Source organism: Rhizobium sp. BK316 (assembly GCF_014193695.1).
Lineage (GTDB): Bacteria > Pseudomonadota > Alphaproteobacteria > Rhizobiales > Rhizobiaceae > Rhizobium.
The window spans coordinates 816,194-842,201 of sequence record NZ_JACHZR010000002.1; the positions used below are offsets into that span (position 1 = coordinate 816,194).

Annotated in this window: 20 protein-coding genes; 12 read left to right on the plus strand and 8 right to left on the minus strand. The window is 60.5% G+C overall.

Annotated elements, in window-relative coordinates; genetic code table 11:
* Positions 1–51 precede the first annotated feature (51 nt).
* Positions 52–2,229, minus strand: coding sequence for a glycine--tRNA ligase subunit beta (gene glyS / locus FHT87_RS12545; protein ID WP_183802213.1), 2,178 nt, complete (start codon positions 2,227–2,229; stop codon positions 52–54).
* Positions 2,230–2,467: 238 nt separating this feature from the next.
* Here glyS and FHT87_RS12550 point away from each other — a divergent pair, with 238 nt between their 5' ends.
* The 5 genes from FHT87_RS12550 (at position 2,468) to ubiA (ending at position 8,740) form a co-directional block, all read left to right on the plus strand.
* The gene (locus FHT87_RS12550; RefSeq protein WP_183735482.1) at positions 2,468–4,777 is read left to right on the plus strand and encodes a Tex family protein; all 2,310 of its coding nucleotides are present in this window, start codon (positions 2,468–2,470) and stop codon (positions 4,775–4,777) included.
* A gap of 133 nt (positions 4,778–4,910) precedes the next feature.
* Complete coding sequence (locus FHT87_RS12555; RefSeq protein WP_183735483.1) at positions 4,911–6,170, plus strand: cyclopropane-fatty-acyl-phospholipid synthase family protein; 1,260 nt, start codon at positions 4,911–4,913, stop codon at positions 6,168–6,170.
* Positions 6,171–6,219: 49 nt separating this feature from the next.
* The gene (locus FHT87_RS12560) at positions 6,220–6,798 is read left to right on the plus strand and encodes a histidine phosphatase family protein (RefSeq protein ID WP_183735484.1); all 579 of its coding nucleotides are present in this window, start codon (positions 6,220–6,222) and stop codon (positions 6,796–6,798) included.
* Positions 6,799–6,915: 117 nt separating this feature from the next.
* Positions 6,916–7,725, plus strand: coding sequence for a MipA/OmpV family protein (locus FHT87_RS12565; protein WP_183735485.1), 810 nt, complete (start codon positions 6,916–6,918; stop codon positions 7,723–7,725).
* A gap of 55 nt (positions 7,726–7,780) precedes the next feature.
* Positions 7,781–8,740 carry a 4-hydroxybenzoate octaprenyltransferase gene (gene ubiA / locus FHT87_RS12570; protein ID WP_183735486.1) on the plus strand — a complete coding sequence of 320 codons (960 nt, stop codon included), beginning with the start codon at positions 7,781–7,783 and terminating at the stop codon, positions 8,738–8,740.
* A 61-nt stretch (positions 8,741–8,801) separates the two neighbouring features.
* On the opposite strand, the gene FHT87_RS12575 is transcribed toward ubiA, so the two are convergent.
* Positions 8,802–9,368 carry a DUF6101 family protein gene (locus FHT87_RS12575; protein ID WP_183735487.1) on the minus strand — a complete coding sequence of 189 codons (567 nt, stop codon included), beginning with the start codon at positions 9,366–9,368 and terminating at the stop codon, positions 8,802–8,804.
* Between the two features lie 300 nt (positions 9,369–9,668).
* Here FHT87_RS12575 and FHT87_RS12580 point away from each other — a divergent pair, with 300 nt between their 5' ends.
* Entirely contained in the window at positions 9,669–13,394 is a 3,726-nt protein-coding gene (locus FHT87_RS12580) for a DUF1217 domain-containing protein (protein ID WP_183802216.1), read from the plus strand.
* Positions 13,395–13,447: 53 nt separating this feature from the next.
* Here the strand turns inward: FHT87_RS12580 and FHT87_RS12585 are convergent, their stop codons facing one another.
* From FHT87_RS12585 to FHT87_RS12595, 3 genes are all read right to left on the minus strand, one after another.
* On the minus strand, positions 13,448–14,878 hold the full coding sequence (locus tag FHT87_RS12585; protein ID WP_183802218.1) for an FAD-binding oxidoreductase: 1,431 nt from the start codon (positions 14,876–14,878) through the stop codon (positions 13,448–13,450).
* A 19-nt stretch (positions 14,879–14,897) separates the two neighbouring features.
* Positions 14,898–15,872 (minus strand): L-threonylcarbamoyladenylate synthase, encoded by a 975-nt coding sequence (locus FHT87_RS12590; RefSeq protein WP_183802693.1) that lies wholly within the window; start codon positions 15,870–15,872, stop codon positions 14,898–14,900.
* Positions 15,873–15,963: 91 nt separating this feature from the next.
* Positions 15,964–16,572, minus strand: a complete 609-nt coding sequence (locus FHT87_RS12595; protein WP_183735490.1) for a DUF6656 family protein — start codon at positions 16,570–16,572, stop codon at positions 15,964–15,966.
* A gap of 391 nt (positions 16,573–16,963) precedes the next feature.
* Here FHT87_RS12595 and FHT87_RS12600 point away from each other — a divergent pair, with 391 nt between their 5' ends.
* Together FHT87_RS12600 and FHT87_RS12605 are read left to right on the plus strand one after the other, a co-directional pair.
* Entirely contained in the window at positions 16,964–18,208 is a 1,245-nt protein-coding gene (locus FHT87_RS12600) for an aromatic ring-hydroxylating dioxygenase subunit alpha (RefSeq protein ID WP_183735491.1), read from the plus strand.
* A gap of 143 nt (positions 18,209–18,351) precedes the next feature.
* Complete coding sequence (locus FHT87_RS12605; protein ID WP_183735492.1) at positions 18,352–18,840, plus strand: BA14K family protein; 489 nt, start codon at positions 18,352–18,354, stop codon at positions 18,838–18,840.
* Between the two features lie 54 nt (positions 18,841–18,894).
* Here FHT87_RS12605 and FHT87_RS12610 read toward each other — a convergent pair whose 3' ends face one another.
* Positions 18,895–19,887 (minus strand): transporter, encoded by a 993-nt coding sequence (locus tag FHT87_RS12610; RefSeq protein WP_183802221.1) that lies wholly within the window; start codon positions 19,885–19,887, stop codon positions 18,895–18,897.
* Between the two features lie 309 nt (positions 19,888–20,196).
* Here FHT87_RS12610 and FHT87_RS12615 point away from each other — a divergent pair, with 309 nt between their 5' ends.
* The 4 genes from FHT87_RS12615 to FHT87_RS12630 all read left to right on the plus strand — a co-directional run bounded on the left by FHT87_RS12615 (position 20,197) and on the right by FHT87_RS12630 (position 23,713).
* Positions 20,197–21,975, plus strand: coding sequence for an acyl-CoA dehydrogenase (locus tag FHT87_RS12615; RefSeq protein WP_183802223.1), 1,779 nt, complete (start codon positions 20,197–20,199; stop codon positions 21,973–21,975).
* A gap of 10 nt (positions 21,976–21,985) precedes the next feature.
* Positions 21,986–22,738, plus strand: coding sequence for a crotonase/enoyl-CoA hydratase family protein (locus tag FHT87_RS12620; protein WP_183802227.1), 753 nt, complete (start codon positions 21,986–21,988; stop codon positions 22,736–22,738).
* A 131-nt stretch (positions 22,739–22,869) separates the two neighbouring features.
* Positions 22,870–23,235 (plus strand): metalloregulator ArsR/SmtB family transcription factor, encoded by a 366-nt coding sequence (locus tag FHT87_RS12625; protein WP_183735496.1) that lies wholly within the window; start codon positions 22,870–22,872, stop codon positions 23,233–23,235.
* Positions 23,236–23,239: 4 nt separating this feature from the next.
* Positions 23,240–23,713, plus strand: coding sequence for an SRPBCC family protein (locus FHT87_RS12630; protein ID WP_183735497.1), 474 nt, complete (start codon positions 23,240–23,242; stop codon positions 23,711–23,713).
* 7 nt (positions 23,714–23,720) lie between these two features.
* Here FHT87_RS12630 and FHT87_RS12635 read toward each other — a convergent pair whose 3' ends face one another.
* Positions 23,721–24,971, minus strand: a complete 1,251-nt coding sequence (locus FHT87_RS12635) for a class I SAM-dependent RNA methyltransferase (protein ID WP_183802230.1) — start codon at positions 24,969–24,971, stop codon at positions 23,721–23,723.
* Positions 24,968–25,714: a TlyA family RNA methyltransferase gene (locus tag FHT87_RS12640; protein ID WP_183735759.1), complete on the minus strand. Its 747-nt coding sequence runs from the start codon at positions 25,712–25,714 to the stop codon at positions 24,968–24,970. The genes FHT87_RS12635 and FHT87_RS12640 overlap by 4 nt, the downstream gene beginning before the upstream one ends.
* Between the last annotated feature and the right edge of the window lie 294 nt (positions 25,715–26,008).

The following is a 26,008-nucleotide window of genomic DNA, read 5'->3' on the forward strand; positions in this document are numbered from 1 at the left end:
GGCAAAAAGCAAAATGGGGCCGTCCGGCCCCATTTTTTGTCTGTCGGCCGTTTAGGCGGCGATCTTGGAGAAATCCGCCACCGTGCCGGTCGCCGCGCGGATCATCCGCAACAGGGCGAGGCGGTTGGCGCGGATCGCGGCATCCTCGTCATTGACCAGCACATCGGTGAAGAAACGGTCGACGGGAGCGCGCAGCTTCGACAGCGCTTCCATGGCCGAGCGGAAGTCTTCATGCGCAACCGCGCCGGCAGCTTCCGACGAAGCCTTGGTGATGGCGGCGAACAGTTCCTTCTCGGCGTCGAGCTTCAGCAATGCCTCGGAAACGCCGTCGGCAACAACCGTGCCCTTCTTTTCCTCGGCTGCGAGAAGCTGCGTGGCGCGCTTGGTGCCGGCGAGCAGATTGATGCCGTCTTCCGAGGTGATGAAGGCCGTCAGCGCCTCGACGCGGCGGGCGACCATCAGGAGGTCGTCGGATTCAGGTGTCAGCACGGCATCGATGAGGTCGTGGCGCGCACCCTGTTCGCGCAGATAGACTTTCAGGCGGTCGTGGAAGAAGGAGAGCAGATCGAACTGCCGCGACAGGTCGTCGGTGGCAACATTGGCGCCGATATCCATGTCGATGCGCTGCATATGCGAGACGATGCGCGGCAAGAGCGTCACGCGGGCGCGCTTTTCGAGCAGGATGCGGATGATGCCGAGCGCCGCACGGCGAAGAGCAAACGGATCCTTCGAGCCGGTCGGCTTTTCGTCGATCGCCCAGAAACCGATGAGCGTGTCGAGCTTGTCTGCCAGCGCCACTGATATCGCCACCTTGTCGTCGGGCACGCGGTCGGATGGGCCCTGCGGCTTGTAATGGTCTTCGATCGCGGTGGAAACCAAGACGTCTTCGCCCTGCAGAGCCGCATATTTGCGGCCCATGACACCCTGCAGTTCCGGGAATTCGCCAACCGCTTCGGTGCGCAGGTCCGCCTTGCAGAGCACCGCGGCGCGGTCCACCACCTTGTAATCGGCGCCGACAGGCATGGCGATCTTGGCGGCCATCGCGCGGATGCGCTCGACGCGATCGCCCTGCGTGCCGAGCTTGGCATGGAAGGTCACGTTCAGCGCGTCGAGCTTGGCCATGCGCTGGTCAAGCGGCTTGGTCAGATCGAGGCCGAATTTCTTGGCGGAAGCTTCCAGCGTTTCGAGGTCCGGCAGGTTGCCCTGGTCGCGCTTCCAGAAATGCAGCGCGTCGGAGAGGCGCGCGCGCACGACCTTGCCGTTGCCATGGACGATCTCCTTGCCGCCGTCAGTTGCCTGGATGTTGGAGACGAGGATGAATTTGTTCGAAAGCGTCTCTTCACCCTGTTTGCGGGTGACGAAGCATTTCTGGTTGGTCTTGATAGTCAGGCGAATGATCTCGGACGGAATCGAAAGATAGTCCTCCTCGAAGGATCCCATCAGCACCTGCGGCCACTCGACGAGGCCGGACACTTCTTCCAGCAGGCCCTCATCCTCGACCAGTTCCAGCCCGTTCGCAAAGGCGACGTCGCGGGCATCATGCAGGATGATGTCCTTGCGCCGCTCGGCATCGAGAATGACTTTCGCCTTTTCAAGGCTCGCAACGTAATCATCGAAGCGCTTGACGGTGATGGCGTCTGGCGCGTGGAAGCGATGGCCGTAGGTCACGTTGGAGGCGACGAGGCCGTCGATCTCGAAGGGGATGACCACGGTTTCTTCATGCTCGCTGCCGAAGGTGCAGACGATCGACTGCAGCGGGCGCACCCAGCGCAGCGAACCGGGCTGCGACGAGGCCTTGCCCCAGCGCATCGACTTCGGCCATGGGAAATCCTTGATGATGCCGGGCATCACTTCGGCAATGATCTCTTCGGCGCCGCGGCCCGGCTTGGAGATGACGGCGACATAGAAATCGCCCTTTTTCGGATCGCTGACGACCTGCGCTTCGGAAATGGAAGAAAGGCCCGCGCCGCGCAGGAAGCCCTCGATCGCCTTTTCGTTGGCGTCGGTGCGAGGCCCCTTGCGCTCTTCACGCACATCGGCGGAGCGGGCCGTCAGCCCGTGAATGTCGAGCGTCAGGCGGCGCGGCGTCCAGTATTCGCGCGCACCCTCATAGGTCAGTCCTGCTTCCACCAGGGCGTCGGTGAGGAGCTTCTTGAGGTCACCGGCGGCCTTGCGCTGCATACGGGCGGGGATCTCTTCGGAGCGAAGTTCGAGAAGCAGGTTCGGCATGATACTCTTTTCCTGGCGCCTGCAGGGCAGGGGCAATCAAAAATGGTCGCCTCTGCTACCAAAGAATGCCGCATCTGCACAACCGCAAAAACGGGATGAGGAAGGCTCAATTGCGCCTCAGATATATGGCTTAAACCGACGAGAGCATTCCCTTCCGCTGTGGAAAGCGGCGGTAGGCATTGCCTTGCCGCTTTTCGCCGCTATGGTCCGCCAACCCTAATAAATTGCAGGAAATCTCATGGCCGCTGACCTTCGTTCGCTCGCAGCAAGCATCTCCGCCGAAATCAACGCCCGGCCCGATCAGGCCAAGGCGGCGATCGAGCTGCTGGACGAGGGTGCAACGGTGCCGTTCATCGCCCGCTACCGCAAGGAAATGACGGGCGGCCTTGACGATACGCAGCTGCGCACGCTGGCCGAACGCCTCGTATACCTACGCGAGCTCGAAGCCCGCCGTGATGCGATCATCGGTTCGATCAATGGTCAGGACAAGATGACCGCGGAACTGATGGGCAAGCTCAGTGCTGCCACGACCAAGGCCGAGCTGGAAGACCTCTACCTGCCCTACAAGCCGAAGCGTCGCACCCGTGCCGAAATCGCCCGCGAGCGCGGCCTCGGTCCGCTTGCCGAAGCAATCCTTGCCGATCGCAGCAAGGAGCCGGCCACACTTGCGGAAGCCTATATCACCGCCGATGTGCCTGACGTGAAGACGGCCCTCGACGGTGCCCGCGACATCGTCGCCGAAGGTTTTGCCGAAAATGCCGATCTGCTCGGCAAGCTGCGTGCCCATATGCGCAATGCCGCGCTTCTCAAGGCGAAGGTCGTTGAAGGCAAGGAAGCGACCGGCGAAAAGTTCTCCGACTATTTCGATCATTCCGAACGCTGGGCAACCGCCCCCGGCCACCGTGCGCTTGCCATGCTGCGCGGCTGGAACGAGGAAGTGCTGACGCTGACGATCGATGCCGATGCCGAGATTGCCTCGCCGAACAAGCCGGTCGAGCGCATGATCGCCGCTGCTTACGAGATCGGCACAAGCCGTCCGGGCGATCGCTGGCTGATGGATGTCGCGAGCTGGACCTGGCGCGTGAAGCTCTCCATGTCGCTCTCGCTCGACCTGATGCGCGAACTGCGCGAAAGGGCCGAGGAAGAAGCGATCCACGTCTTTGCCCGCAATCTCAAGGATCTGCTTTTGGCAGCCCCCGCCGGCTCGCGCGCCACGATGGGCCTCGATCCGGGCATCCGCACCGGCGTCAAGGTCGCGATCATCGATGGCACCGGCAAGCTGCTCGATACGACCACGGTCTATCCGTTCCCGCCGAAGAATGACGTGCGCGGCACGCAGGCCGAGCTCGCTTCCCTCATTCGCAAGCACAATGTTGAGTTGATCGCGATCGGCAACGGCACGGGCAGCCGCGAGACTGAAAAGCTGGTGGCCGATATGCTGACGGCTCTTCCGGCGCCAAAGCCCACCAAGGTCATCGTCTCTGAAGCCGGCGCCTCCGTCTACTCGGCTTCGGAAACCGCTGCTGCAGAATTCCCGCAGCTCGACGTATCGCTGCGCGGCGCCGTCTCCATCGCGCGGCGCCTGCAGGATCCGCTCGCCGAGCTCGTCAAGATCGAGCCGAAGTCGATCGGCGTCGGCCAGTACCAGCACGACGTCGATCAGACGAAGCTCTCACGCTCGCTCGATGCGGTCGTCGAAGACGCCGTGAATGCCGTCGGCGTCGATCTCAACACGGCGTCTGCGCCGCTGCTTTCGCGCGTTTCCGGCCTTGGCCGCTCGATTGCCGATGCGATCGTGCTGCATCGAGACCAGAATGGCGCCTTTGAAAGCCGTAAGGACCTGTTGAAGGTGGCCCGCCTCGGGCAGCGCACCTTCGAACAGGCGGCCGGCTTCCTGCGCATCCCCAATGGCAAGGAACCCCTCGATGCCTCCTCGGTGCATCCGGAAGCCTATGGCGTAGCGAAGAAGATTGTTGCTGCCTGCGGCCGTGACCTCCGCTCGCTGATGGGCGATAGCGTCACCCTGAAGGCGCTCGACCCGCGCAAGTTCATCGACGAGAAGTTCGGCCTACCGACCGTCAAGGATATCATCGCCGAGCTGGATAAGCCGGGCCGCGACCCGCGCCCGAGCTTCAAGACTGCGACTTTTGCGGAGGGCATTGATGAGATCAGCGACCTGAAGCCCGGCATGGTGCTGGAAGGCACCGTCACCAATGTCGCGGCCTTCGGCGCCTTCGTCGATATCGGCGTGCATCAGGATGGCCTGGTCCACGTCTCCCAGCTTGCCGACCGCTTCATCAAGGACCCTCACGAAATCGTGAAGGCGGGCGACGTCGTCAAGGTTCGCGTCGTCGAAGTCGATGTGAAGCGCAAGCGCATCGGCCTTTCCATGCGCAAAGATGACGGCGCTCCGGCGGGTTCTCCGCGCGGTGAGTCGCGCGCAAATACCGGCCCGCGTCCGCAGCAGGATCGCAAGCCCGCGCCGCCAAAGCCGCAGAGCCAGGGTGCGTTCGGTGCGGCGCTCGCCGAAGCCATGAAGCGAAAATAAGGGCTTAGCCCTCAAGTTTGCAAAAATGTCACAGTTTGGCAATTGAATCTGCGGAGTGCTAAATCCGGCGCTTGTAAGGCAGAAGAGAGCTATTAAGTTGATGTGACCATCCTGTCACATTTGCGAGGCGTCCATGGCGTCGGCATTCTTATCGATTGTCCAAAAAATTGTCCGAAAGGGTTCTTTGGCCCTTACTCTTGCCAATGGCGAGACCCACACGATTGGCGACGGCACCGGGGAATTGGTTGCCGTTCGTCTTGCCGATCAGGAAGCCGAGGATGCGATCCGTCGCGATCCGACGCTGAAGCTCGGCGAAATGTATATGGAAGGCCGGTTCATTCTCGAACAGGGTGACATCTACGACTTCCTCGCCCTAGTGAAGCAGAATACCACCAATGAGATCTTCGATTTCAAGATGGCTGCCCTGCTGATCGGCCGCATTGCCATGCAACAGCTCAAGAGCCGCATGCCGATCAATCACAACAAGCGTAATGTCGCCCATCATTACGACCTCTCCGAAAAGCTCTTCGAACTCTTCCTCGACGAGGACTGGCAGTATTCCTGCGCTTATTTCGATCCGCCTAATATCAGCCTGGAAGAGGCGCAGGTCGCCAAGAAGCGCCACATCGCGGCAAAGCTCATGCCGCAGCCGAACCAGCGCGTGCTGGAAATCGGTTCGGGCTGGGGCGGCATGGCCATGTATCTGGCGGAATCGACGCCCGGCCTCGATGTCACCGGTATCACGCTCAGCGAAGAGCAGCTGAAGATCTCACGCGAACGAGCGGAGAAGCGCGGTCTTGCCGATCGTGTCCGTTTCGAACTGCAGGATTATCGCTACCTCACGGGTAAGAAGTTTGACCGCATCGTCTCGGTCGGCATGTTCGAACATGTTGGCATCGGCAATTATCCCAACTTCTTCAAAAAGGTGTACGAGCTGTTGGATGACAACGGCGTCATGCTGCTGCATTCGATCGCGCGTCCGAAGCCGAGTTTTGCGACCAACGCCTTCATCGAGAAGTACATCTTCCCGCAGGGCTACATTCCCTCGATTGCAGAAACGCTGGTGCCGCTCGAAAAGGCGGGGTTGCTGACCCGCGACGTCGAGGTGCTGCCCCTGCACTACGCCTACACTCTGCGCCACTGGCGTGAGCGCTTCGTCGCCCGCAAGGCCGAAGCCGTGGCGCTTTACGACGAGAAGTTCTTCCGCATGTGGGAATTCTATCTGGCCGGCTCCGAAATGGGCTTCCGCTGGGACGAGCTTTTCATCGAGCAAATCCAGATCACTAAGAATCAGTTCGCGACACCTGATAACCGCAATTACATTGCGCAGAACGAGGTGAAGCTTCGGGAATTCGAGGCGACGCGTCCACCCCTGGAGAAGTTCACCTTCTGATATCGAAAGCGCGGTCCAACCGCGCTTTTTCTTTTTTGGAGAGACGGATATGAGCGCATTTCCTGAAATCACCCTCGTGCGCCACGGCGAGACGGCATGGTCGCTGTCCGGTCAGCATACCGGCCGGACCGATATTCCGCTCACCGCCAATGGCGAAGCTGCGGCCCGCGCGCTTGCTTCGCGGCTTGCGGGTCTTTCCGTCTCCGCGGTCTGGTCGAGCCCTTCGCAGCGAGCCCGCAACACCTGCGCGCTCTCGGGTTTCGGGGAAGGGGCGATCATCAAGCCCGATCTCGCGGAATGGGACTATGGCGCTTACGAAGGCATCACGACCAAGGAAATCCTCTCGAAGCGCCCCGGCTGGCAGCTTTTCCGCGATGGTTGCCCGGATGGCGAAGCAGCAGCCGATGTCGGCGCCCGTGCCGATCGCATCATCGCGGAGCTTCGGCAGATCGATGCGCCGGTCCTGATCTTTTCGAGCTCGCATTTCCTGCGTGTGCTCGGCGCCCGCTGGCTCGGCCTGCCGGCGGAAGATGGCTCCCGTTTCAGTCTGGATACGACGAGCATCAGCGTTCTCGGCTACGAGCACGATCTGACCGAACCGGTCATTCGCTGCTGGAACCAGAGGTAATTTCACATCCCTTCGATCTCGCCGCCGTGGTTAAGATTGAGGTAACACCCTCGCCGTAAATGTACCGATCGCCGCCGTCCGCGGCCGTTCTTGTATTGTGTTTTCTGGAGTGCGGATGTGTTTAATCGATCTGTCGTATCGATCTCTTTAGCTATTGCCCTTGTTTCTTTCGGCACCGCCTCCGCTCAGGAAGGCGGCCACTGGTGGTCCGGTGACTGGTATCTGAAGGTCGGCGTATCAGGCTTTTCCGCTCCGAAGTTCGAGGGTGCGTCGAGCAATGAATTCAAGTTCAGCCCGCTGATCTCGGTCGGCCGTCAGGGCGCCGGCCCGCGCTTTTCCTCGCGCAACGATAATCCCTCCTTCGCGTTGACCGACAACGGCGGCTTCCGCGCCGGTATCGTCGGCCGCTATGTGCCTGAGCGTGACGAAGACGACGACAGCGATCTGCGCGGTTTGAAGAAAGTGAAGTGGGGCGCCGAAGTCGGTGGCTTCGCCGAAGTCTATCCGACCGATTGGCTGCGTGCCCGCGCCGACGTGCGCCAGGGTATCCGCTCCCATGACGGCCTCGTGGCCGACGTGGCGCTCGATGCCTTCACCGATATCGCGCCCGACCTGCAACTGTCAGGCGGCCCGCGTGCCACTTTTGCAACGAGCGGCTATTTCCATTCCTACTACGGCGTCAATGAAGCGCAGTCGGCTGCAAGCGGGCTGAAGCCTTACGATCCCTCGGGCGGCATCCAGTCCTACGGTGCCGGCACTGCGCTCACCTGGAACGCGACGGAGAATCTGTCGACGAGTGCCTTCGCGGAATACAGGCGCCTCGCCGGTCCGGCGGCTGACAGCAGCCTCGTGCGCGAGCGTGGTTCCAAGAACCAGTTCCTGATCGGTATGTCCGCGAGCTACAAGTTCAATTTCACGCTGAACTGATCCGGCTGCGTGGTCGTGCCTTGACCATGGAGCCCAGCCGTCGCTAGATGGTTCCATGCAACAGATTGATGGTCTCAACGGGCGCGTTGCCGATGCGCCCTCGGATAATTGGGTTTACCGCATCCTGCCGCCCTGGCTGTGGCCCTATGCACAGCTGGCGCGCTGGGACCGGCCGATCGGCTGGCAGCTTCTCATGTGGCCGTGCTTCTGGTCGGCGACGCTCGCCGCTAATGCGGCAATCGAGCCGCGCGTCTTTTCCGGCGCCCTGCTGCTCTATCATCTGTTCCTGTATTTCATCGGCGCGGTTGCCATGCGCGGCGCCGGCTGCACCTATAATGACCTTGTCGACCACGAGATCGACATGCAGGTGGCGCGCACCCGCTCGCGCCCGTTGCCCTCGGGTCGCGTGACGCGACGGCAAGCGAAAATTTTCATCGGCCTGCAAGCGCTGGTCGGACTGTTCGTATTGTTGCAGTTCAATTGGTTTGCTGTGCTGCTCGGGGTGCTGTCGCTCGGTATCGTGGCGCTTTATCCCTTTGCCAAGCGCTTTACCGACTGGCCGCAATTCTTCCTCGGTCTCGCCTTTTCTTGGGGTGCGCTCATGGGTTGGGCGGGGATTTTCGGCAGTCTGGCCTTCTCGGCCGTCCTCCTTTATGCCGCTTCCGTCGTCTGGACGATCGGTTACGACACGATCTACGCCCACCAGGACAAGGAGGATGACGAGCTGATAGGGGTTCGTTCCACCGCCCGGCTGTTCGGCGACCGCACGCGCCTGGCGCTGATCGGCCTCTATGGTCTGACGCTCGTATTGATGTTCCTGTCCTTCGCACTTGCTGGCGTCGGACTTCTCGCCTTCATCGGCCTGCTGATCGCGGCCGGCATGTTTGCCTGGCAGATCAGGACGCTCGATATCAATGACGGCGCCCAGTGCCTGGCGCTCTTCAAATCGAACACTCGCGTCGGGCTGATTATCTTCCTTGGCCTGTTCGTTTCGCTGCTGTTCGCCATTCCCTGACCGCGAAATGAAAAAACCCGGCGCGACGGCCGGGTTTCGGGATCGGTTCTGAAGAGAACGCTCAGTTGCGGGCGATGATTTCCTTGCCCTCGATCTTCATAATGACACCGAGCTTGCCGGTCGTGCGGCGCACGAGGAAGCGCGGGCGACGGTTTGCGAAATAGGAATGGCGACGGCGCGGCTTCATTTCGCTGGTGCGCAGGCCGCCGAGATGCTCCTCGAGCGGGCGGGCGACGCCGTCGGCTTCCACCATCAGCATCGGAATGCCGAAGGCTTCCGACCAGCTGCGCCAGTCGGCGGCGATATCGCCGAGATCATGGGCGACGAGCAGCGGAATGCAGAGTTCCGGATCTTCATGGTGCAGTTCGAGCGTAACGGTGACGTCTCCGTCGCCGTGGTCGATGGCGCGGGCCGCAACGCCCTTGAAAACCCGCCGCGGCAGGGCGATGGAGAGCGGCAGGCCGCTGGAGGGGAGAACTTTGCGCAGGACCGCGCCGCGTTCGTCGATCGTTATGCTGACGTCACCGGCATCGTCGTGGATGGCATAGCTTACCTGCTGCGGAAAGCGAGACGGATCAAGACGCAATGTCGTGCCAGCCCAGACGGGCTTCAGAACGGTATTCTTCATTTCATTTCTACCCTTGTCTTACCTGAGAGCCGGTTTCCGGTCTTCTCCTTGGGACTTTTCGTCCTCTATGGCCCGACAATAGGCGGCCCCCGTTCCGTACAGCTTAAAAATTGCGGTTAAAGAAATCCTGCCTCCGGGAATGGTTAGCAAAACTGAATATGGCAGGGTTTCCAGATGGTGAACGCGCCCGTGTCTTAAAGCGGGACAGCTTCAGGTAAGTCTCGGGTAAGTTTTGCGTGGCAAAATGCTCGCACCAATGGTCCGTCATTCTTTAAAGACTTTGCTGAAAAGGGCGCATTTATGATCACGGCATCCCTGGCATACACCATTCTGTCTCGCGATATGCCTAAGAGCCTCGACCGCGTCGCCAATCAGGCGCAGGTTAAGAAAGACGCCCAATATTACGCCGACAACATCAACAAGGTGAAGGACGTCGACGACTTCCTTGGCGACTACAAGCTCTACAGCTACGCCATGAAAGCCTACGGTCTCGACGACATGATCTATGCCAAGGCCTTCATGAAGAAGGTCCTGCAGAGCGATCTCACGGACGCAAACAGCTTCGCCAATAAGCTCTCTGACACGCGTTACAAGGAATTTGCCGCCGCCTTCAATTTCAACGCGCCGCCCAAGGATATTCAGACGGACGCGCAGGAAGACGATCTGATCGGCCTCTACAAGCAGTCCTTTGCCAATGCGGCACAACAGACTGCCACAGAGACGAAATATTACAGCGCGCAGATGGACGATGTGAAGACCGTCCAGGACTTCGTCGGCAATTCCCGTCTCCTGAATTACGCGTTGAAGAGTGTCGGCATCGACCCGACCTACATGTCGAAGGACTATATTGCTGGTGTCCTGACCACCGACATCAGCAAGCTTGGTGGCAAGGCGCCTGATGCGAGCGATCCAACTTACGATCCGACCAAGACATATGTCGGCGACAAGCTCTATGCGCTCGCCCAGCAATTCAACTTCAAACCCGACAATGGCGACACACAGTATTTCCGCGACAATATCGGTTCGGTGCAGTCGGTCGACGACCTTCTAGCCGATCCGCGCCTGCGCACGGTGGCGCTGCAGTCCGTCGGCATCGATCCGGCAACGGCCGATAACGCTTTCATCAAGATGGTGCTGACAAGCGATCCGGCCACCCTCGGCGGCGATGCGCCGCTCAACAACCCCGATCCGTCGCTCAACTATGTCGGCGACAAATACAAGGAACTTCGTTCCTATTTCAACTTCAACGCCGATGGTTCGGTCAGTGGTTCGGCGCAGAATTCCGGCCAGACCGACTCGGTCGCGGAACTATACGCCTTCCGCGCTCCCGTAGTCGGCGCCGCCCAGACTGCGACGCAGAAGAACAACGTCATCGAACAGTATAACATCAAGACTGCAACGCAGATCGTCGACCGCGACGGCACGGCGAGCGATGTGTACTATACCAGCGCGGTGATGTCCGATCTCAACAAGAGCTACTATCTGTCCAAGATCGGCACGATCACCAATGTCGATCAATTGGTCAGTGACAAGCGGCTTGCAGACTATGTTCGCTCCGCGTTCGGCATGGATCCGGGCTTTACGCAGCTGAAAAACGTCTTGACCGATCCTGCCTATGCCCGTTCGGTCGATTTGGGAGACGCCTACGAGGCCTTCAATTTCAAGTCCGACGGTACGGTCTCTCCGACGGAGCGCGCGCAGTCCTATGACCAGTTGACGGGCATAGTGAGTGGCGCGACGAACGTCTCGAGCTACTTCTCGAACATGATGATGCCGCCGGGTGGTGTCAGCCCGATCGACAATGTCGACGAACTGCTTTCCGACAAGATGTTGACCTCCTATATCAAGGATGCCTATGGCCTCGGTCAGGATTTCAGCAATGCCGAACTGAAGAACATCCTGACGGATTCCGCTTATGCGGCTACCGCAGGCCATCAGAACATCCATGATGCCTTCAATTTCAACGCGGATGGCTCGGTCACCTTTCAGACGCAGCCGAATGGCAGTGTTGTCGGCGCCCAGAATATCACGCAGCTTCAGGGCATCAACCAGCTCGCCTCAAACAACTCTTCCTATTACCAGACGAAGGTCAGCGATCTCTCCAATAACGGCTCGACTGCGGCCGTCGACGTGTTCCTTGCCGACAGCAAGCTGGTCAGCTTCCTCCGTTCCAGCATGCAGATCGGTAATGATATCAGCGACAGCACGCTTCGCGGCATTCTGACCGATCCGACGGTCGCGGCTGCCCAGGGCTACAGCGACGTCTATCAGCTCTTCAATTTCCACCAGGATGGCACGGTCGCCCAAAACACCCTGTCGCAGAACGCCGGCCAGGTGGCCGCGATGACGAATAAAGCAGACGACGCCGCCACCTATTACGGCAGCACGATGTCTTCGATCACCAGCGTCGATCAGTTGCTGGGCGACCAGAAGCTCAACAGTTACATCCGTTATGCCTTCAGTATTCCGACGAGCGTTACGGATACCGATTTGCGCAACATTCTCATCGATCAGAGCGACACCGGACTCTATGCCAATGTGAAGGCGGCGTTCAATTTCGCGGCGGACGGCACTGTCACTCCCGGTTGGGCGCAGACCTCCGCACAGATGGCTTCTGTGAATTCGGCGGCTAACGCGCGGGAACAGGGCGTTCTGGACCGGATGGGCGACGTCAATGATGTCGATCAGCTCCTCGCTGACTCGTCCCTGACGGATTATCTGAAGATGGCCTATGGCCTGGCCTACGACACGAGCAGCGCCGAGTTGAGGAATATCCTCACCGACCCGGCCCATGCCGCTTCCGTCGGCCAAAGCGATCTCAACGCTGCCTTCAATTTCGCGGCCGACGGTTCGCTGCCGACCTCGACGACCGCTCAGACCGGTGAGCAGACGATCAACACGGCAGATAATTACGGCGCTCGCGCCAACAATCAGGGCGATGATCTCATTGACCGCATCATCGCGAACTACAAGTCGCGAATGGACGACGCCAAGGGCGTAAAGAACATCAATGATTTCATGAAAACCAACGCCACCGCCGATACGCTCCTCGGCAACGACTCCTATCCGGATCTTTATCAGATGGCGCTGCAGGCTTATGGCCTGACGACGAACGACGTTTCGCGCTCCACCATGCGCAAGCTGCTTGCAAGCGACCCCTATGATCCGAAGGGATATGTCGCATCCTTCAAGGACGACCGCATCACCAAGATGGTGCGCGCGTTCAACTTCGGTGCTGACGGTAAGGCTGCCGAGCCCCTGTCGGCTCTTTCCGCCGCCACGATGGCGAAATATGCGACCGATTATAAGTCGCATGCGACCATGCTCATGAAAGACGGTCCCGCAAAGGACCGCGCTTCCAAGGATGCCACCAAGGAAGTGGATTATTTCGGCAAGACCATACCAACCGTAACGTCGCTCGACGATTTCCTGGCCGACAAACGCCTGACGGATCTCGTGCTGAAAGCAAACGGTCTCGATCCGAAGAAGTATGACAAGGATACGCTGAAGAAGATCTTCACCTCCGATCCTGATGACAAGAAGAGCTATCTCAACACTACGGCTGACGCGCGCTTCAAGGAGATCGTCGCTTCCTTCAATTTCGACAAGGACGGCAACCTGACACGCGCCAAGATGGGTACGATCCAGGACAAGCAGGCCGAGGCGAGTACGCAGCAGCAATATGTACAGATGACCCTGGAAACCCAGGAGGGCGAAAAGAATGATGGCGTTCGCCTGGCGCTCTATTTCAAGCGAAAGGCTGGTGACGTCACCTCGCTCTACCAGATCCTCGGCGACAAGGCGCTCTATCAGGTCGTCCAGACGACTTATAGCCTGCCGGCGCAGATTTCGTCGATGGACGTGGCCAAGCAGGTCGATCTTCTCGGCCGTTTCGTGAAGCTCGAGGACCTGCAGGATCCCAAGAAGATCGACAAGCTCGTCAAGCGCTTCACGGCCATGTACGACATCAAGAACAACACGCAGCAGTCGCCGGCGCTTCAGCTCCTGACCGGCGGCACCGGCTAGGCGTCGTCGTTGCTTTGATAATGGTGTGAGCCTCCCTGAGCCCAGGAAAGGTTCTAGAGGCTCACTACCTTGTCCGGGTTCATGATGCCGGCCGGATCGAAGGCGCGCTTGATGCGGCGCATCAGCTCCATCTCGATATCAGGCCGGATCGACGCCAGCTCATCACGCTTCAGTTGACCGATACCGTGCTCGGCGGAGATCGATCCGCCATGGGCAAGCACCAGCCCGTGCACGATATGGTTCATTTCGTGCCAGCGGGCGATGAAGGCATCCTTGTCGGCACCAACAGGCTGCGAGATGTTGTAGTGGATATTGCCGTCGCCCATATGGCCGAAGGCGCAGATGCGTGCGCCGGGCATTGCCGACATCACCGCCTCTCCAGCCTCGTTCATGAAGTGCGGGATCTTCGAAACCGGCACGGAAACATCGTGCTTGATCGAGCCGCCCTCCGGCTTCTGGGCCTCCGACATGCTTTCGCGCATATGCCAGAGTGCCTTCTGCTGTGCGACGGAGGAGGCGATTGCCGCATCCTGAACAAGTCCCGCTTCGAAACCCTGTTCCAGCACGGCATTCATCATTCGCTCGGCCGTTTCAGCGGAATCCGAGGTAGAGATATCGACCAGCACATACCAGTCATGCGGCGTCTCCAGCGGATCGCGCACGCCGTCGATATTGCGCGCGGTGATCTCGACGCCGAAGCGTGGCATCAGCTCGAAGCCGGTGAGAGAAGCGCCGCAGAGGCTGGAGGCAAGATTGAAGAAGGCGAGCGCATCCTCGACAGACGAAAGCCCTGCAAAGGCCACCTGATGGCCGAGCGGCTGCGGGAAGAGCTTCAGCACCGCACCGGTGATGATGCCGAGCGTGCCCTCCGCGCCGATGAAGAGATCGCGCAGGTCATAGCCCGTATTGTCCTTCTTCAGGCGGCGGAGCCCGTCCCAGATTTCGCCCGTCGGCAGTACGACTTCGAGGCCGAGGCAGAGCTGGCGCATATTGCCATAGGCAAGAACCGCGGTTCCGCCGGCATTGGTGGAAAGGTTTCCGCCGATGCGGCAGGACCCTTCGGAGCCGAGCGACAGCGGAAACAGCCGGCCATGCGCCTCGGCGGCCTTCTGCACCTCGGCAAGGATCGCGCCGCCATCGGCGACCAGCACGTTGGCGACCGGATCGACATCGCGGATCTTGTTCATGCGTTCGAGCGACAGAATGACATCCGCCTTGCCTTCGCGCGGCGTCTGCCCGCCGACGAGGCCGGTATTGCCCGTCTGCGGCACGATTGCGATACCGGTCTCGGTGGCGAGCTTCATGATCGCGGAGACTTCCTCGACCGTACCGGGCTTCAGCAGGAGAGGGGAGGAGCCGTGATAGAGGCCGCGGTTCTCGATCAGGTGCGGCGCGAGATCGGCCTCGCTGTGCAGCGCATATTTCTCGCCGACGATGGCGGTGAAACGCGCGATGATCTCTGCAGAAATGCTTGTGCTGCTCATGGAGCCCGGTTCCTCTTCCTCACTCACGCGGTGCTGCCGCCCGCCGCAGTCGGTCGTTGATCGCTTCTCCAAGCCCTTCATCGGGGATCGGCGAAAAGGCGATCGTGGCCGCGCCGCTGGCATCGGCCTTCTTCATGTAGTCGAAAAGATTGGCGGCCGCCTCCGAGAGATCGCCGCGCGGGCTGAGGTTCAGCGTGATCGCGGCATGCTCGGCGCCCGTCACCGTCTCCGGTCCGAAGGCGATCAGCGCTTCGCCGGGGTGAAGATCGGTGGCATCCAGCCGGACGGCCGCACCCGGTGCGTAATGCGAGGCGAGCATGCCCGGCGCTTCGATCGCTGCGGCCGCCTTCTTTGAACGCAGCAATCGCTTGCCGGCCACCCGCTCGATCTCCTTGGCCGGCAGACCGCCTGGCCGCAGCAAGCGAAGTTCGCCGTTCTCGACCTTCACGATCGTCGATTCCACGCCGACTGCACTCGCGCCCGCGTCGAGGATCAGCGGTATCTTTGCGCCGAGATCGGCTTCGACATGGACAGCACTCGTGGCGCTCACCTTGCCTGATGTATTGGCGCTCGGAGCCGCGAGCGGTCGCCCGAAGGCGCGGATCAGTTCACCCGTAAAGCCCTTCGGTATGCGGATGCCGACACTGTCGAGGCCCGCTGTCGCCAGCGCATGGATCGTAGTGCCTGATTTCAGCGGCAGGACCAGCGTCAGCGGGCCGGGCCAGAAGGTTTCTGCGAGCGCGCGCGAGATCGGATCGAATTCCGCATAGGTCTCTGCCATCGCAAGATCCGCCATATGGCAGATCAGCGGATTGAAGCGTGGCCGCCCTTTGCTCTCGTAGATGCGGGTGATTGCAGCCGGATTGGTGGCGTCGGCGGCAAGGCCATAGACGGTCTCGGTAGGAATGGCGATAGCAAAGCCTTCGGCAAGTGCCGCGCAGCCGGCTTCGAGCGCCGTCTGCCTGTCCGCCTTGATGTCGATAATGCGTGCCATGTCCTGCCCGGTTTTTACTGCGGCAGTCATTAGGCCTTCCTTGCGACGCGATCAATCCCGTCCAGAACGAGCGGACCAACAGCCGGCGGACCTATAGCTGGCGGATGATCTGGCGAAGCTGCTCGTTGCGGGCGCCGAGCAGAAGGATGTTGCGGATGGCGATCTGCGGATCGTTTGTGCGGAAGAGCAGGCCGTTGCCCCGCACGGAGCGGTCGACCACCATCTTCTCCGGCGTGCTTTCACCCGGCTTGACCGCCACGGCGAAATACATGCGGGAATTCTGTACCGCGATATTGTCGAAGAAATTGTCGTTGTCGCCGATGTCGGAATAGAAGTTGGCGATGTAGAAGGCCCATGCCACTTCGTCGTAGTGGGCGAATTTGGTGCGTGCGGCCGTGACGTGGCAGTAGCCGAGATGCGGGCTGTCGGCCAGCGTCCGGTGGAAGATCATCTTCGGAAACTGGATCGCGCGGTGGAAACCGTTGATGTTCTGGTGGGTTTTTTCACCGGCGGCCTGCAGCTTTCGTGCGGTCTTTTCGGCCACTTCCTCATGTGTGAGATAGCGGCGCTCCTCCGGGAGCCAGTCTTCGCGACGGCGGCTGATACGGCCGGTGCGCAGGAATTCCGAGTGCTTGGCGAAAAGCCGCGGTTCCGTAGGCTTGATCTCTTCCCGCGTGTCGAAATATCGAAGTTTGGCCATGGTTTCCGCAGTCTTCGCTGTGTGGGTCACCGGCAAGGATAGGATTTCGTGCTTAACGCCCTGTTAAAATAGCGCGAAGAAGGCGCGAGAGCCGGGTTTGAGGCCGACATGTCGTAAATACGACAGGATTTTATCTGCGCATTGGATTCGCTTATGTCTGAAGGGCCAGGAAATGTCGCAATTGACGATAATCAAAGGCGAATGAATGTTTCTGAGGACCGCTCGACTCCCTGTCGTCAATTTCGAAGCGGATGTCGCTTTACAACCAAGCGACCGGCATGCTCGGTGCTTAAATAACCCCATGACCAGTTCTCCGGAGAGAGAAGGAAGCGGGCGCGCTTCCGCTGCGGTGCTCGAAAAGGGCAGCAGCCACATGCATAAGGATAGGCAGATGGATATTCGCAGCAACGTTTTGCGCCAGCTCAAGAGCCGCCGCGAGGGTTTCAGTCTCGAACAGCCCTTCTATATTGACGAGGATTATTTCCGTCTGGACATGGAGATGATCTACTATCGCGACTGGCTGTTCATCGGCCATGATTGCGAATTGCCGAAGCCGGGCGCCTACTTCACCGTCCAGATCGGCGATTATCCCGTCGTCATCGTGCGCGGACGCGACAATGTCATTCGCGCCTTCCACAATAGCTGTCGCCACCGCGGCTCGCGTGTCTGCACCAAGGAGCATGGCTCGTCGGTGCGTCTCGTCTGCCCCTATCACCAATGGACCTACGATCTCGACGGCAAGCTCGCCTTCGCCCGCCACATGGGCGATGATTTCGACAAGAGCGGTTACGGCTTGAAGCCGGTTCATTGCGAGATCGTCGCCGGTTACGTCTTCATTTGCCTCGCCAATGTCGCGCCGGACTTCCAGTCAGTACGCGACAAGATCGAGCCTTACATGGCCCCGCATCACATCGGCGAGGCCAAGATCGCCTTCCAGAGCACCATCATCGAGAAGGGCAACTGGAAACTGGTCTGGGAAAATAATCGTGAGTGCTATCACTGCGCCGCAAACCATCCTGAACTCTGCCGCACCTATCCGGAAGCACCGAGCGTGACCGGCACGGACGGTGGCGCTGACGATCCGGAGATTGCCGGCCACTGGGCGCGCTGCGAGGCGGCCGGCCTGCCGAGCAAGTTCCAGATCTCGCCGGACGGACAGTTCCGCACCGCTCGCATGCCGCTGATCGAGGATGCCGAGAGCTACACCATGTCCGGCAAGCCCGCCGTCAAGCGCCCACTCTCCGACGACGTGAAGATCAGCCACATCGGCACCATGTTGCTCTTCCACTATCCGACGACCTGGAACCATCTGCTCGGCGATCACGCCATCTCCTTCCGCGTGCTGCCGCTCAGCGCCAACGAGACGGCCGTGACCACCAAGTGGATCGTCCACAAGGATGCTGTCGAAGGCGTGGATTACAATCTCGAAGACCTGACACATGTCTGGACCGAGACCAACGATCAGGATCGCCGCATCGTCGAAGAGAATGCCTTTGGCATCCGCTCGCCGGCCTATGAGCCCGGTCCTTATTCGACTGCCCACGAAGGCGGCGTCATGCAGTTCCTCGAATGGTATTCGAATTTCATGATCAATCGCCTGCAGGGCGATCAGGCCAAGCTTTCAGTCGTCGCCTGAGAGCGTTCATGACCGGTTAATGTCCGGTTCATTTCACCTCCGGTAGAGATGGAGCGTAAAGGCTGCTTTCGGGTCATTCGGGAACAATTTTCCGTTTTATCCGTTGGTCAGCAGGCTTTTTCGCTCTTGATCGGAGATACGCAATGTTTGGGCTGAGTAAGAAGGTCGCGACTGCGGTTATGGCCGCCGCCGTCGTTGTGACGAGCTTCGTGCCGTCGCAGGCAATTCAAATGCCGGCCGCCCCGCAGGTGGAAAAATCTTCGCCTGTCGAAAACGTCCAATACCGCCGCTACTATGGTGGGGGCTACTACCGGCCCGGTTACTATCCGCGCTACCGTCCGGCCTATCGCCCTGGCTGGTACGGCGGCTACCGCGGCTATTCCTATTATCGCCCGGGTTACCGTCACTATAATGGCTACTGGTATCCGCTGGCAGCCTTCGGTGCCGGCGCGATCATTGGTGGCGCCATCGCCGCACAGCCGCGCTACTATGCACCCGCACCGGCTCCCTCGGGCATCAATCCGAGTCATGTCGCCTGGTGCGAAAACCGCTACCGTTCTTATCGGGCCTATGACAATACGTTCCAGCCCTATAACGGTCCGCGCCAACAGTGCTATTCACCCTATTATTGAGGCGAAGCCAGAGATCGAGATAGAACGCCCGGCCATCGTGCCGGGCGTTTCATTTTAGAGGATGTTTACCCGCTTCAAGAGCCAATAAGCCAAAGCGATGGAGGCGATGATGAGCACCACGGCATATTCCGTACCGTAGTCTCCGACGGCGAAGGGCAGGTTGGCCGTGTTCATGCCGAAGAAGCCGGTCACCAGCGTCGGCGGCAACAGGAAGGCCGTCATGATCGACAGGATATAAAGGTGGCGGTTCGTCTCGGAGGAGAGCTTGGAATCGATTTCTTCGTGCAGCAGCCTTGCCCGGTCCTGCAGCGCATAGACATCATGGTCGACCGTCTCCAGCCGGCTCGTCAGTCGCCCGGCAATATCGTCAAAGCCGAAGGGCATTTCATCTTCGTCTGAGGCTGCGGCTCGCCGCATCAGCGCGAGGACCGTGCGCAGGTGGCGGTGCAGGCGCACGATCGTGCGACGGACGGGAGCAAGCCTGCGGCGCTCGTCCCGCGAGGCGCTGTCGTAGACGAAATCCTCGATCAGGTTGAGCTCTTCGGTGAGCTCCATGACGACTGATATCAGCGTGCGCTGGAACTCGGTCACAAGCAGTTCGAAGAGGTCGACGGGGCGGGTGAACTTACCGGGATTCTTCTCGATCATCACACGTGTCCGCTCCACGCTTCTCAACGGCTGCAGGCGTGTGGTGATTATGTACCGGTCGGAAATCGCGAAATGCAGCCAGCCGAGATCGGCCGTGTCCTGATCGAACTCACGCTGGCAGTCCACCAGCGTGCCGTAGAGCATCTGCTCGTCGACAGTCAGAACCGCGTGCGTATCGCGCGTGGTCAGAGCCGACTTGGCGTCATCCATCACGCCGAGCGTGTCGAGCAGGGCGGGTACGCGGGCGTCGGCGAGGTTGAGATGCAGCCAATAGAAACCGTCGTCCGCGGTCAACTCCGCGGCCGTCGCGCTGTTTTGCAGCCGCGCGGCCTTCTTGCTTTCCGGCGAGAAACGGTAGGCCCATACGAGGCCGGGTATGTTGACGGGCAAGGTATCCATTGTTGCCGATCCTCTCGCGAAGGCGATCAATCCTACTAAAGCATGTCGCGCAAAAGTGTGTAGCGGTTTTGCGATAACGACATGCGTCAAAACAAGACCTAAGCGTGGCAGCGGATCTGAAAGATCGCGACACGCTTAGAGATTCTCCATGACGTTTGTTTGTGCAAGTGCACAAGCGAAAAGGCGCTCCCGATCAAGGTTATCGACGGAAACAAAATTGACGTTTACGTAAAAATCAATTAGCTCTTCAAATGGAAGCGCTTGTGCACCGGCTTGGCCGTGCGTAAGCCGAATGCGGAGGAAAATAAGATGTACAAGGCGCCCGTCGAGGAAATCGCGTTCACGCTGAAGCACGTCGCCGGCATGGCAGAAGCGATCGACGGCGGTCTTTTGGGCGATCTTGGTGAAGATCTAGTCGATGCCATCCTTGCCGAGGCGGGACGATTCGCCACGGAGGAAATCGCCCCTCTGGCCGACATCGGCGACCGCCAGGGCGCCCGCCTTTCCAACGGTGAGGTGAAAACGCCGGACGGCTGGCGTGATCTCTATCGCAATTGGGCCGCCGGCGGCTGGAACGGCCTGACCGCACCGGAGGACTTCGGTGGCCAGGCTTTGCCGCACATGCTGAACGTTGCGGCACTCGAGATGTGGAACTCCGGCTCCATGGCTTTCGCGCTCTGCCCGACGCTGACCATGGGCGCGATCGAGGCCCTGAATGTACATGGCAGTGCCGCCCTCAAGGAAAAATATTTGGCGCGCATGGTGTCTGGTGAATGGACCGGCACGATGAACCTCACGGAACCCCATGCCGGCTCCGATCTCGGCGTGTTGAAAGCGCGCGCCGAACGTTGCGACGATGGCACCTACCGTCTCTTCGGCCAGAAGATCTTCATCACCTGGGGCGAGCATGACGCGGCAGACAACATCATTCATCTCGTGCTCGCTCGCCTGCCGGACGCGCCTGCCGGCACGCGCGGCATCTCGCTCTTCCTCGTGCCGAAATTCCTCGTCAATGATGACGGCTCGCCGGGTGCCCGCAACGATCTCCACTGCCACTCGCTGGAGCATAAGCTCGGCATCCACGGCTCGCCCACCTGCACGATGATCTACGGCGACGGAAAATTCGGCGATGAGAAGGGGGCGGTCGGCTGGCTGATCGGCGAGGAGAACAAGGGCCTCGCCTGCATGTTCACGATGATGAACAATGCGCGCCTCGCCGTCGGCATGCAGGGTGTGGCGATCTGCGAGGCGGCGACGCAGAAGGCGATCGCCTATGCCAGGGAGCGCGCGCAGGGCAGGGCGCCTGGCTGGAGCGGATCCGGCATGAGCCCGATCATCGACCATCCCGATGTCATCAGGATGCTGCTGACCATGAAGGCGCTGACGCAGGGTTCGCGCGCTATCGCCTATGCCTGCGCCCATGCGATCGACATGGCGCATCGCGCTACGGAACGCCGCGCGGACTGGCAGGAGCGCGCAGCACTGCTGACGCCGATCGCCAAATCCTTTGCGACTGATGCCGGCGTCGATGTCGCCTCTCTTGGCATTCAGGTTCATGGCGGCATGGGCTTCATCGAGGAGACAGGTGCGGCCCGCTATCTGCGCGATGCCCGCATTGCCCCGATCTATGAAGGCACGAACGGCATTCAGGCAATCGATCTCGTCATCCGTAAGCTGCCTTTGTCCGGCGGCGAGCAGGTCAGGGGCTTCATCGCCGAGATGAAGGCGATCGCTGAGGCTGTCTCCAGTTCGAACATCGAGGGTTTCGGCGCGACGGCCGACAGGCTCGGAGCTGCGCTCGCCGATCTGGAGAAGGCGACAGACTGGCTGCTGGCCCGCCTCGCAGAGGGCAAATCGGCAGAGGCCTTGTCCGGCGCCACGCCCTATCAGCGTCTCTTCGGGCTTGCTCTGACCGGCTGCTATCTCGCAAAAGGCGGCCTTGCTCGCGTAGCGGATGGGGCGGGTGAAAGCCGTATCGCGCTCTGCCGCTTCGCCGCCGAGAATCTGCTGTCCGAAACGGCGGCGCTGAAGGACCGTGTCGTCAACGGCGCAGGGAGCCTTGCCGCGGCCCGCGCCGTCCTTGCCTAAGGAGCTGAAAATGAGTGATCCCATCGTCATCGAGCGATCCGCGGAAGATCCGGCCGTCCAGATCATCCGCTTCAACCGGCCGGAAAAGAAGAATGCCTTTACCCGCGACATGTATCGCACGATGACGGATGCCCTGAATGCCGCAAACAGCGATGCCGGAATCAGGGTGACGGTCTTTTTCGGCACCGAAGGCAGCTTCTCGGCCGGCAACGACATCGGCGATTTCCTCGCCGCGGCCATGGGCGGCACTGTGGGGCTGGAGCTGATCGATTTCCTCTATGCGCTCGTCAATGCCGAAAAGCCTCTCGTCTCGGGCGTCGATGGTCTGGCAATCGGCATCGGCACGACGCTCAACCTGCATTGCGACCTGACGATCGCCTCCGACCGCAGCCAGTTCCGCACGCCCTTCGTCGATCTGGCACTGGTGCCGGAGGCGGGTTCCAGTCTAATCGCTCCGCGTATCATGGGGCACCAGCGCGCCTTCGCCATGCTCGCCGCCGGAGAGGCCTTTACGGCCGAGGATGCGAGGCAAGCCGGTCTCATCTGGAAGGTGACGAGCCCGGAAGAGGTTGAAAAGCAGGCGCTGGCTGCAGCCGCAAAGCTTGCCGCCAAGCCGCCGGAAGCGTTGAAGATCGCCCGCGACCTCGTTCGCGGCCCGCGGGAGGAGGTCATTGCCCGGATCGATGAAGAGGCTCGTCATTTCACCGCCCGCCTGAGAAGTGATGAAGCACGCGCCGCCTTCGAGGCCTTCATGCGCCGCTGAGCCCCTAAAAAGAAGCTATTGGAAGAACGGCATGTCAAGACACACCGACAGCGTCTTCCCTGATCCTGGATAGTTAGGTATTCGCCAAACTATTTATTGACTCCCGTATTGCGTCGCTTATAGTTAGGCATATGCCTAACCAATCGCATGCCCTTGATTTGATGTTTCAGGCTCTGGCGGATCCCGCCCGGCGCAGCATGGTGGATCGGCTCTGCAAGGGGCCGGCTTCCGTTAAGGAACTGGCCGCGCCCCTGTCCATGGCGCTGCCTTCGGTCCTCCAGCATCTGCAGATGCTGGAAGCGAGTGGCCTCGTGCGTTCGGAAAAAACCGGCCGCGTGCGCACCTGCCGGATCGAGCCGCAGGCGCTACGCTCTGCCGAAGCCTGGATCAACGAGCGCCGCACGCTCTGGGAGCGCCGCCTCGACAGGCTGGGCGCATATCTCGATGCCAATCCGGAAATGTCTGACAACCCTGAGAAGCAGAACGAAAAGGAGTAAGATCATGCAGGAAGAGTACAGCACCCTTCATTCCACCTTCTCCGTCGAGCGCACCTATGACGTGCCGGCCCCGCGCGTCTTTGCCGCCTGGTCCGATCCGAAAGCACGCCTGCAGTGGGAGGCGATCGGCGAGGATTTCACCACCACCTATACCGAGAATGATTTCCGCGTCGGCGGCCGCGATATCAGCCGGTTCAATTTCGGCAAGAGCGACGAATATGTCGCCGACGCCCGCTATGAGGATATCGTCAGGGATCGCCGTATCGTCTACGCCTATACGATGTCGCACAATGAGCGGCGCATCTCTTCGTCGCTGACGACCATCAGCCTGACGCCGGTGCCGGAAGGCACGCATGTCGTGGTGACGGAGCAGATCACCATCCTCGACGGTGGCGATAAGGTGGAATACCGCCAGGCCGGTATCGCCGGACAGCTCGATCAGCTCGGCCGCTATCTCGCCGGCGAAAAGGTCGGCTGACGGCTGCTCATTTTTCCAGCGTGGCCACGATCTCGACATGCGAGGTCCAGAGGAACTGGTCGATGGGCGTAACCGACGTAATGCGGTAGCCGCCCTCGACGAGGAGGGCGAGATCGCGGGCAAGCGTCAGCGGATTGCAGCTGACGGCGACGACCTTCTTGACGATCGAGCGCGCCAGCTCCTTGCATTGGAATTCCGCGCCTGCGCGTGGCGGATCGAAGACGACGGCATCGAAGACTTTGAGCTCCGAGGTCATCAGCGGGCGGCGGAAGAGATCACGCTTTTCGCTGGTCACGGGCTTCAGGCCCTGCGTGTTGCGCGCCGCGTGGTCGAGTGCCGCAATCGCCTTGCCGTCGCCTTCAACGGCATGCACGCGGCCGAGACGAGCAAGTTGCAGCGAAAACGTACCGGCACCGGCGAAGAGATCGGCGATCCGCTTGGCCTTGCCGACATGGGCAAGCACGAGGTTTGCCATCGCCTCTTCGGCCGGCTTCGTCGCCTGCGTGAAACCGCCGGCGGGCGGGGAAACCTGCACGCCGCCGAACTCGATCATCGGCTTCACCGGCTCGACGAGAATTTCGCCGTCGAGCGAAACGCGCGCAATGCCGCGAAGGCCAAGCACGACCTCGACCGCCTTGCGCCGTTGCTGGTCGGAAAGCTTCTTCACGCCTTCGATCGCAAGATCGAGACCGGAGAGCGTTTCCAGAACCGCGATGCGGAAGGCCTCGGCATTGGTCGCCACGGCAGCACCGACGGCCTTGATCGCCGGCAGCCGGGAAACGATCCCCGTCGACGAGATGGGACATTCCTCGATGGCGACGATGTGGTGGCTTTCGGCCTGGTTGAAGCCGATGAGCATGTCCTTCTCGGTCTTGCGCGCCGCAAAAACCACCCGCCGCCGCTCACCCGGATGGGCGGCCACGATCTCGCTGACCTCAGGCGTCAGTCCTTTGGACCTCAGCGCATCGATGACGAGCTGCCGCTTGAAGGCGCGGTAGGGGACATCCGCCATGTGCTGCAGGGTGCAGCCGCCGCAGGTGCCATTGACGCCATCGGGACCGAAATGCCGGCAGGGCGGCTCCTGCCTGTCGGCGGAAGCCGAGGCGATCGACATCACGGTGCCCTGGTTCTTGACGCGGGCGATCGCTACCGTCTCGCCGGGCAGGGTGAAGGGCACATAGACTGGCCCATCCTTGCCGTTGGCAATGCCGTCGCCCTGTGCACCGAGTCTGTCGATCGTGATTGTTTCCGTGCTCACGCTTTCGTCCCTGCCAGTAGAAATTCCTGATTGCCGTCGCCGCCCGAAATGGGCGAGGGGATGAGCCCGAAACTCTTCCAGCCCATATCCTCGCTGAACCAGCGTTCGAGTTCCGCCGCCACATCAGGCCCGGAAGCCGGATCCTTCAACAAACCACCCTTGCCGATTGCTTCGCGTCCCGCCTCGAACTGCGGCTTGACAAGAATTGCGGCGAGGGTGCCCGGCTCTGCGATATCGAGCGCCGGAGCGAGCGCCAGCTTCAGCGAAATGAAGGAGACGTCGGAGACGATGAAATCCACCGCGTGGCCGATATCCTCGGCCGTCAGGCTGCGGGCGTTCAACCCCTCGATATTGGTCACGCGCGGATCGGCCGATATCCTCGGATGCATCTGCCCGTGGCCGACATCGATTGCCGTCACATGCGCCGCACCCCGTTCCAGCAGCACTTCCGTGAAGCCGCCGGTCGATGCGCCGACATCGAGACAGTGCCGCCCGGCCGGGTCGAGCCCGAAATGGTCGAGTGCTGCCACAAGCTTCAACGCTGCACGCGAGACATAATCCTGTGCCGGATCGTCGATCTCGATTGTCGCATCCGAAGCGAAGACGGCGCCGGCCTTCGTCACTACTTTGCCGGCGACTTTCACCGTGCCGCGCGCCACGGCATCGCGCGCCCGTGAGCGGCTCGCAAAGAGGCCGAGAGTGACGAGAAGTTGGTCGAGGCGCTGGCTGTTTTGATCTGACATCGGCTGTGAATGACCGGCAAAGCCGCCGGTTGCAAGCATTTTTGTTGGCATGACGGATATGCTGTCACGGCTTCACATCACCGGAACTGCAATAATCAGAGCCAACTTGTGCTGCGGCGCACAAATTTAAACAAATTTAAATCCCTGCTCGCATAGGTTCCCTTTGATTGCAGCGGTTCGCTTTTGAATCGCTTCGTGCCATGAAGGCGCCGCGTCCTCCCCGCCGATCATGTCCTTATAAGAAGTCTCGTGGCTGCGCGTTTGCGCGGTCGCCCCTTGTCGCGCCTGATGTCG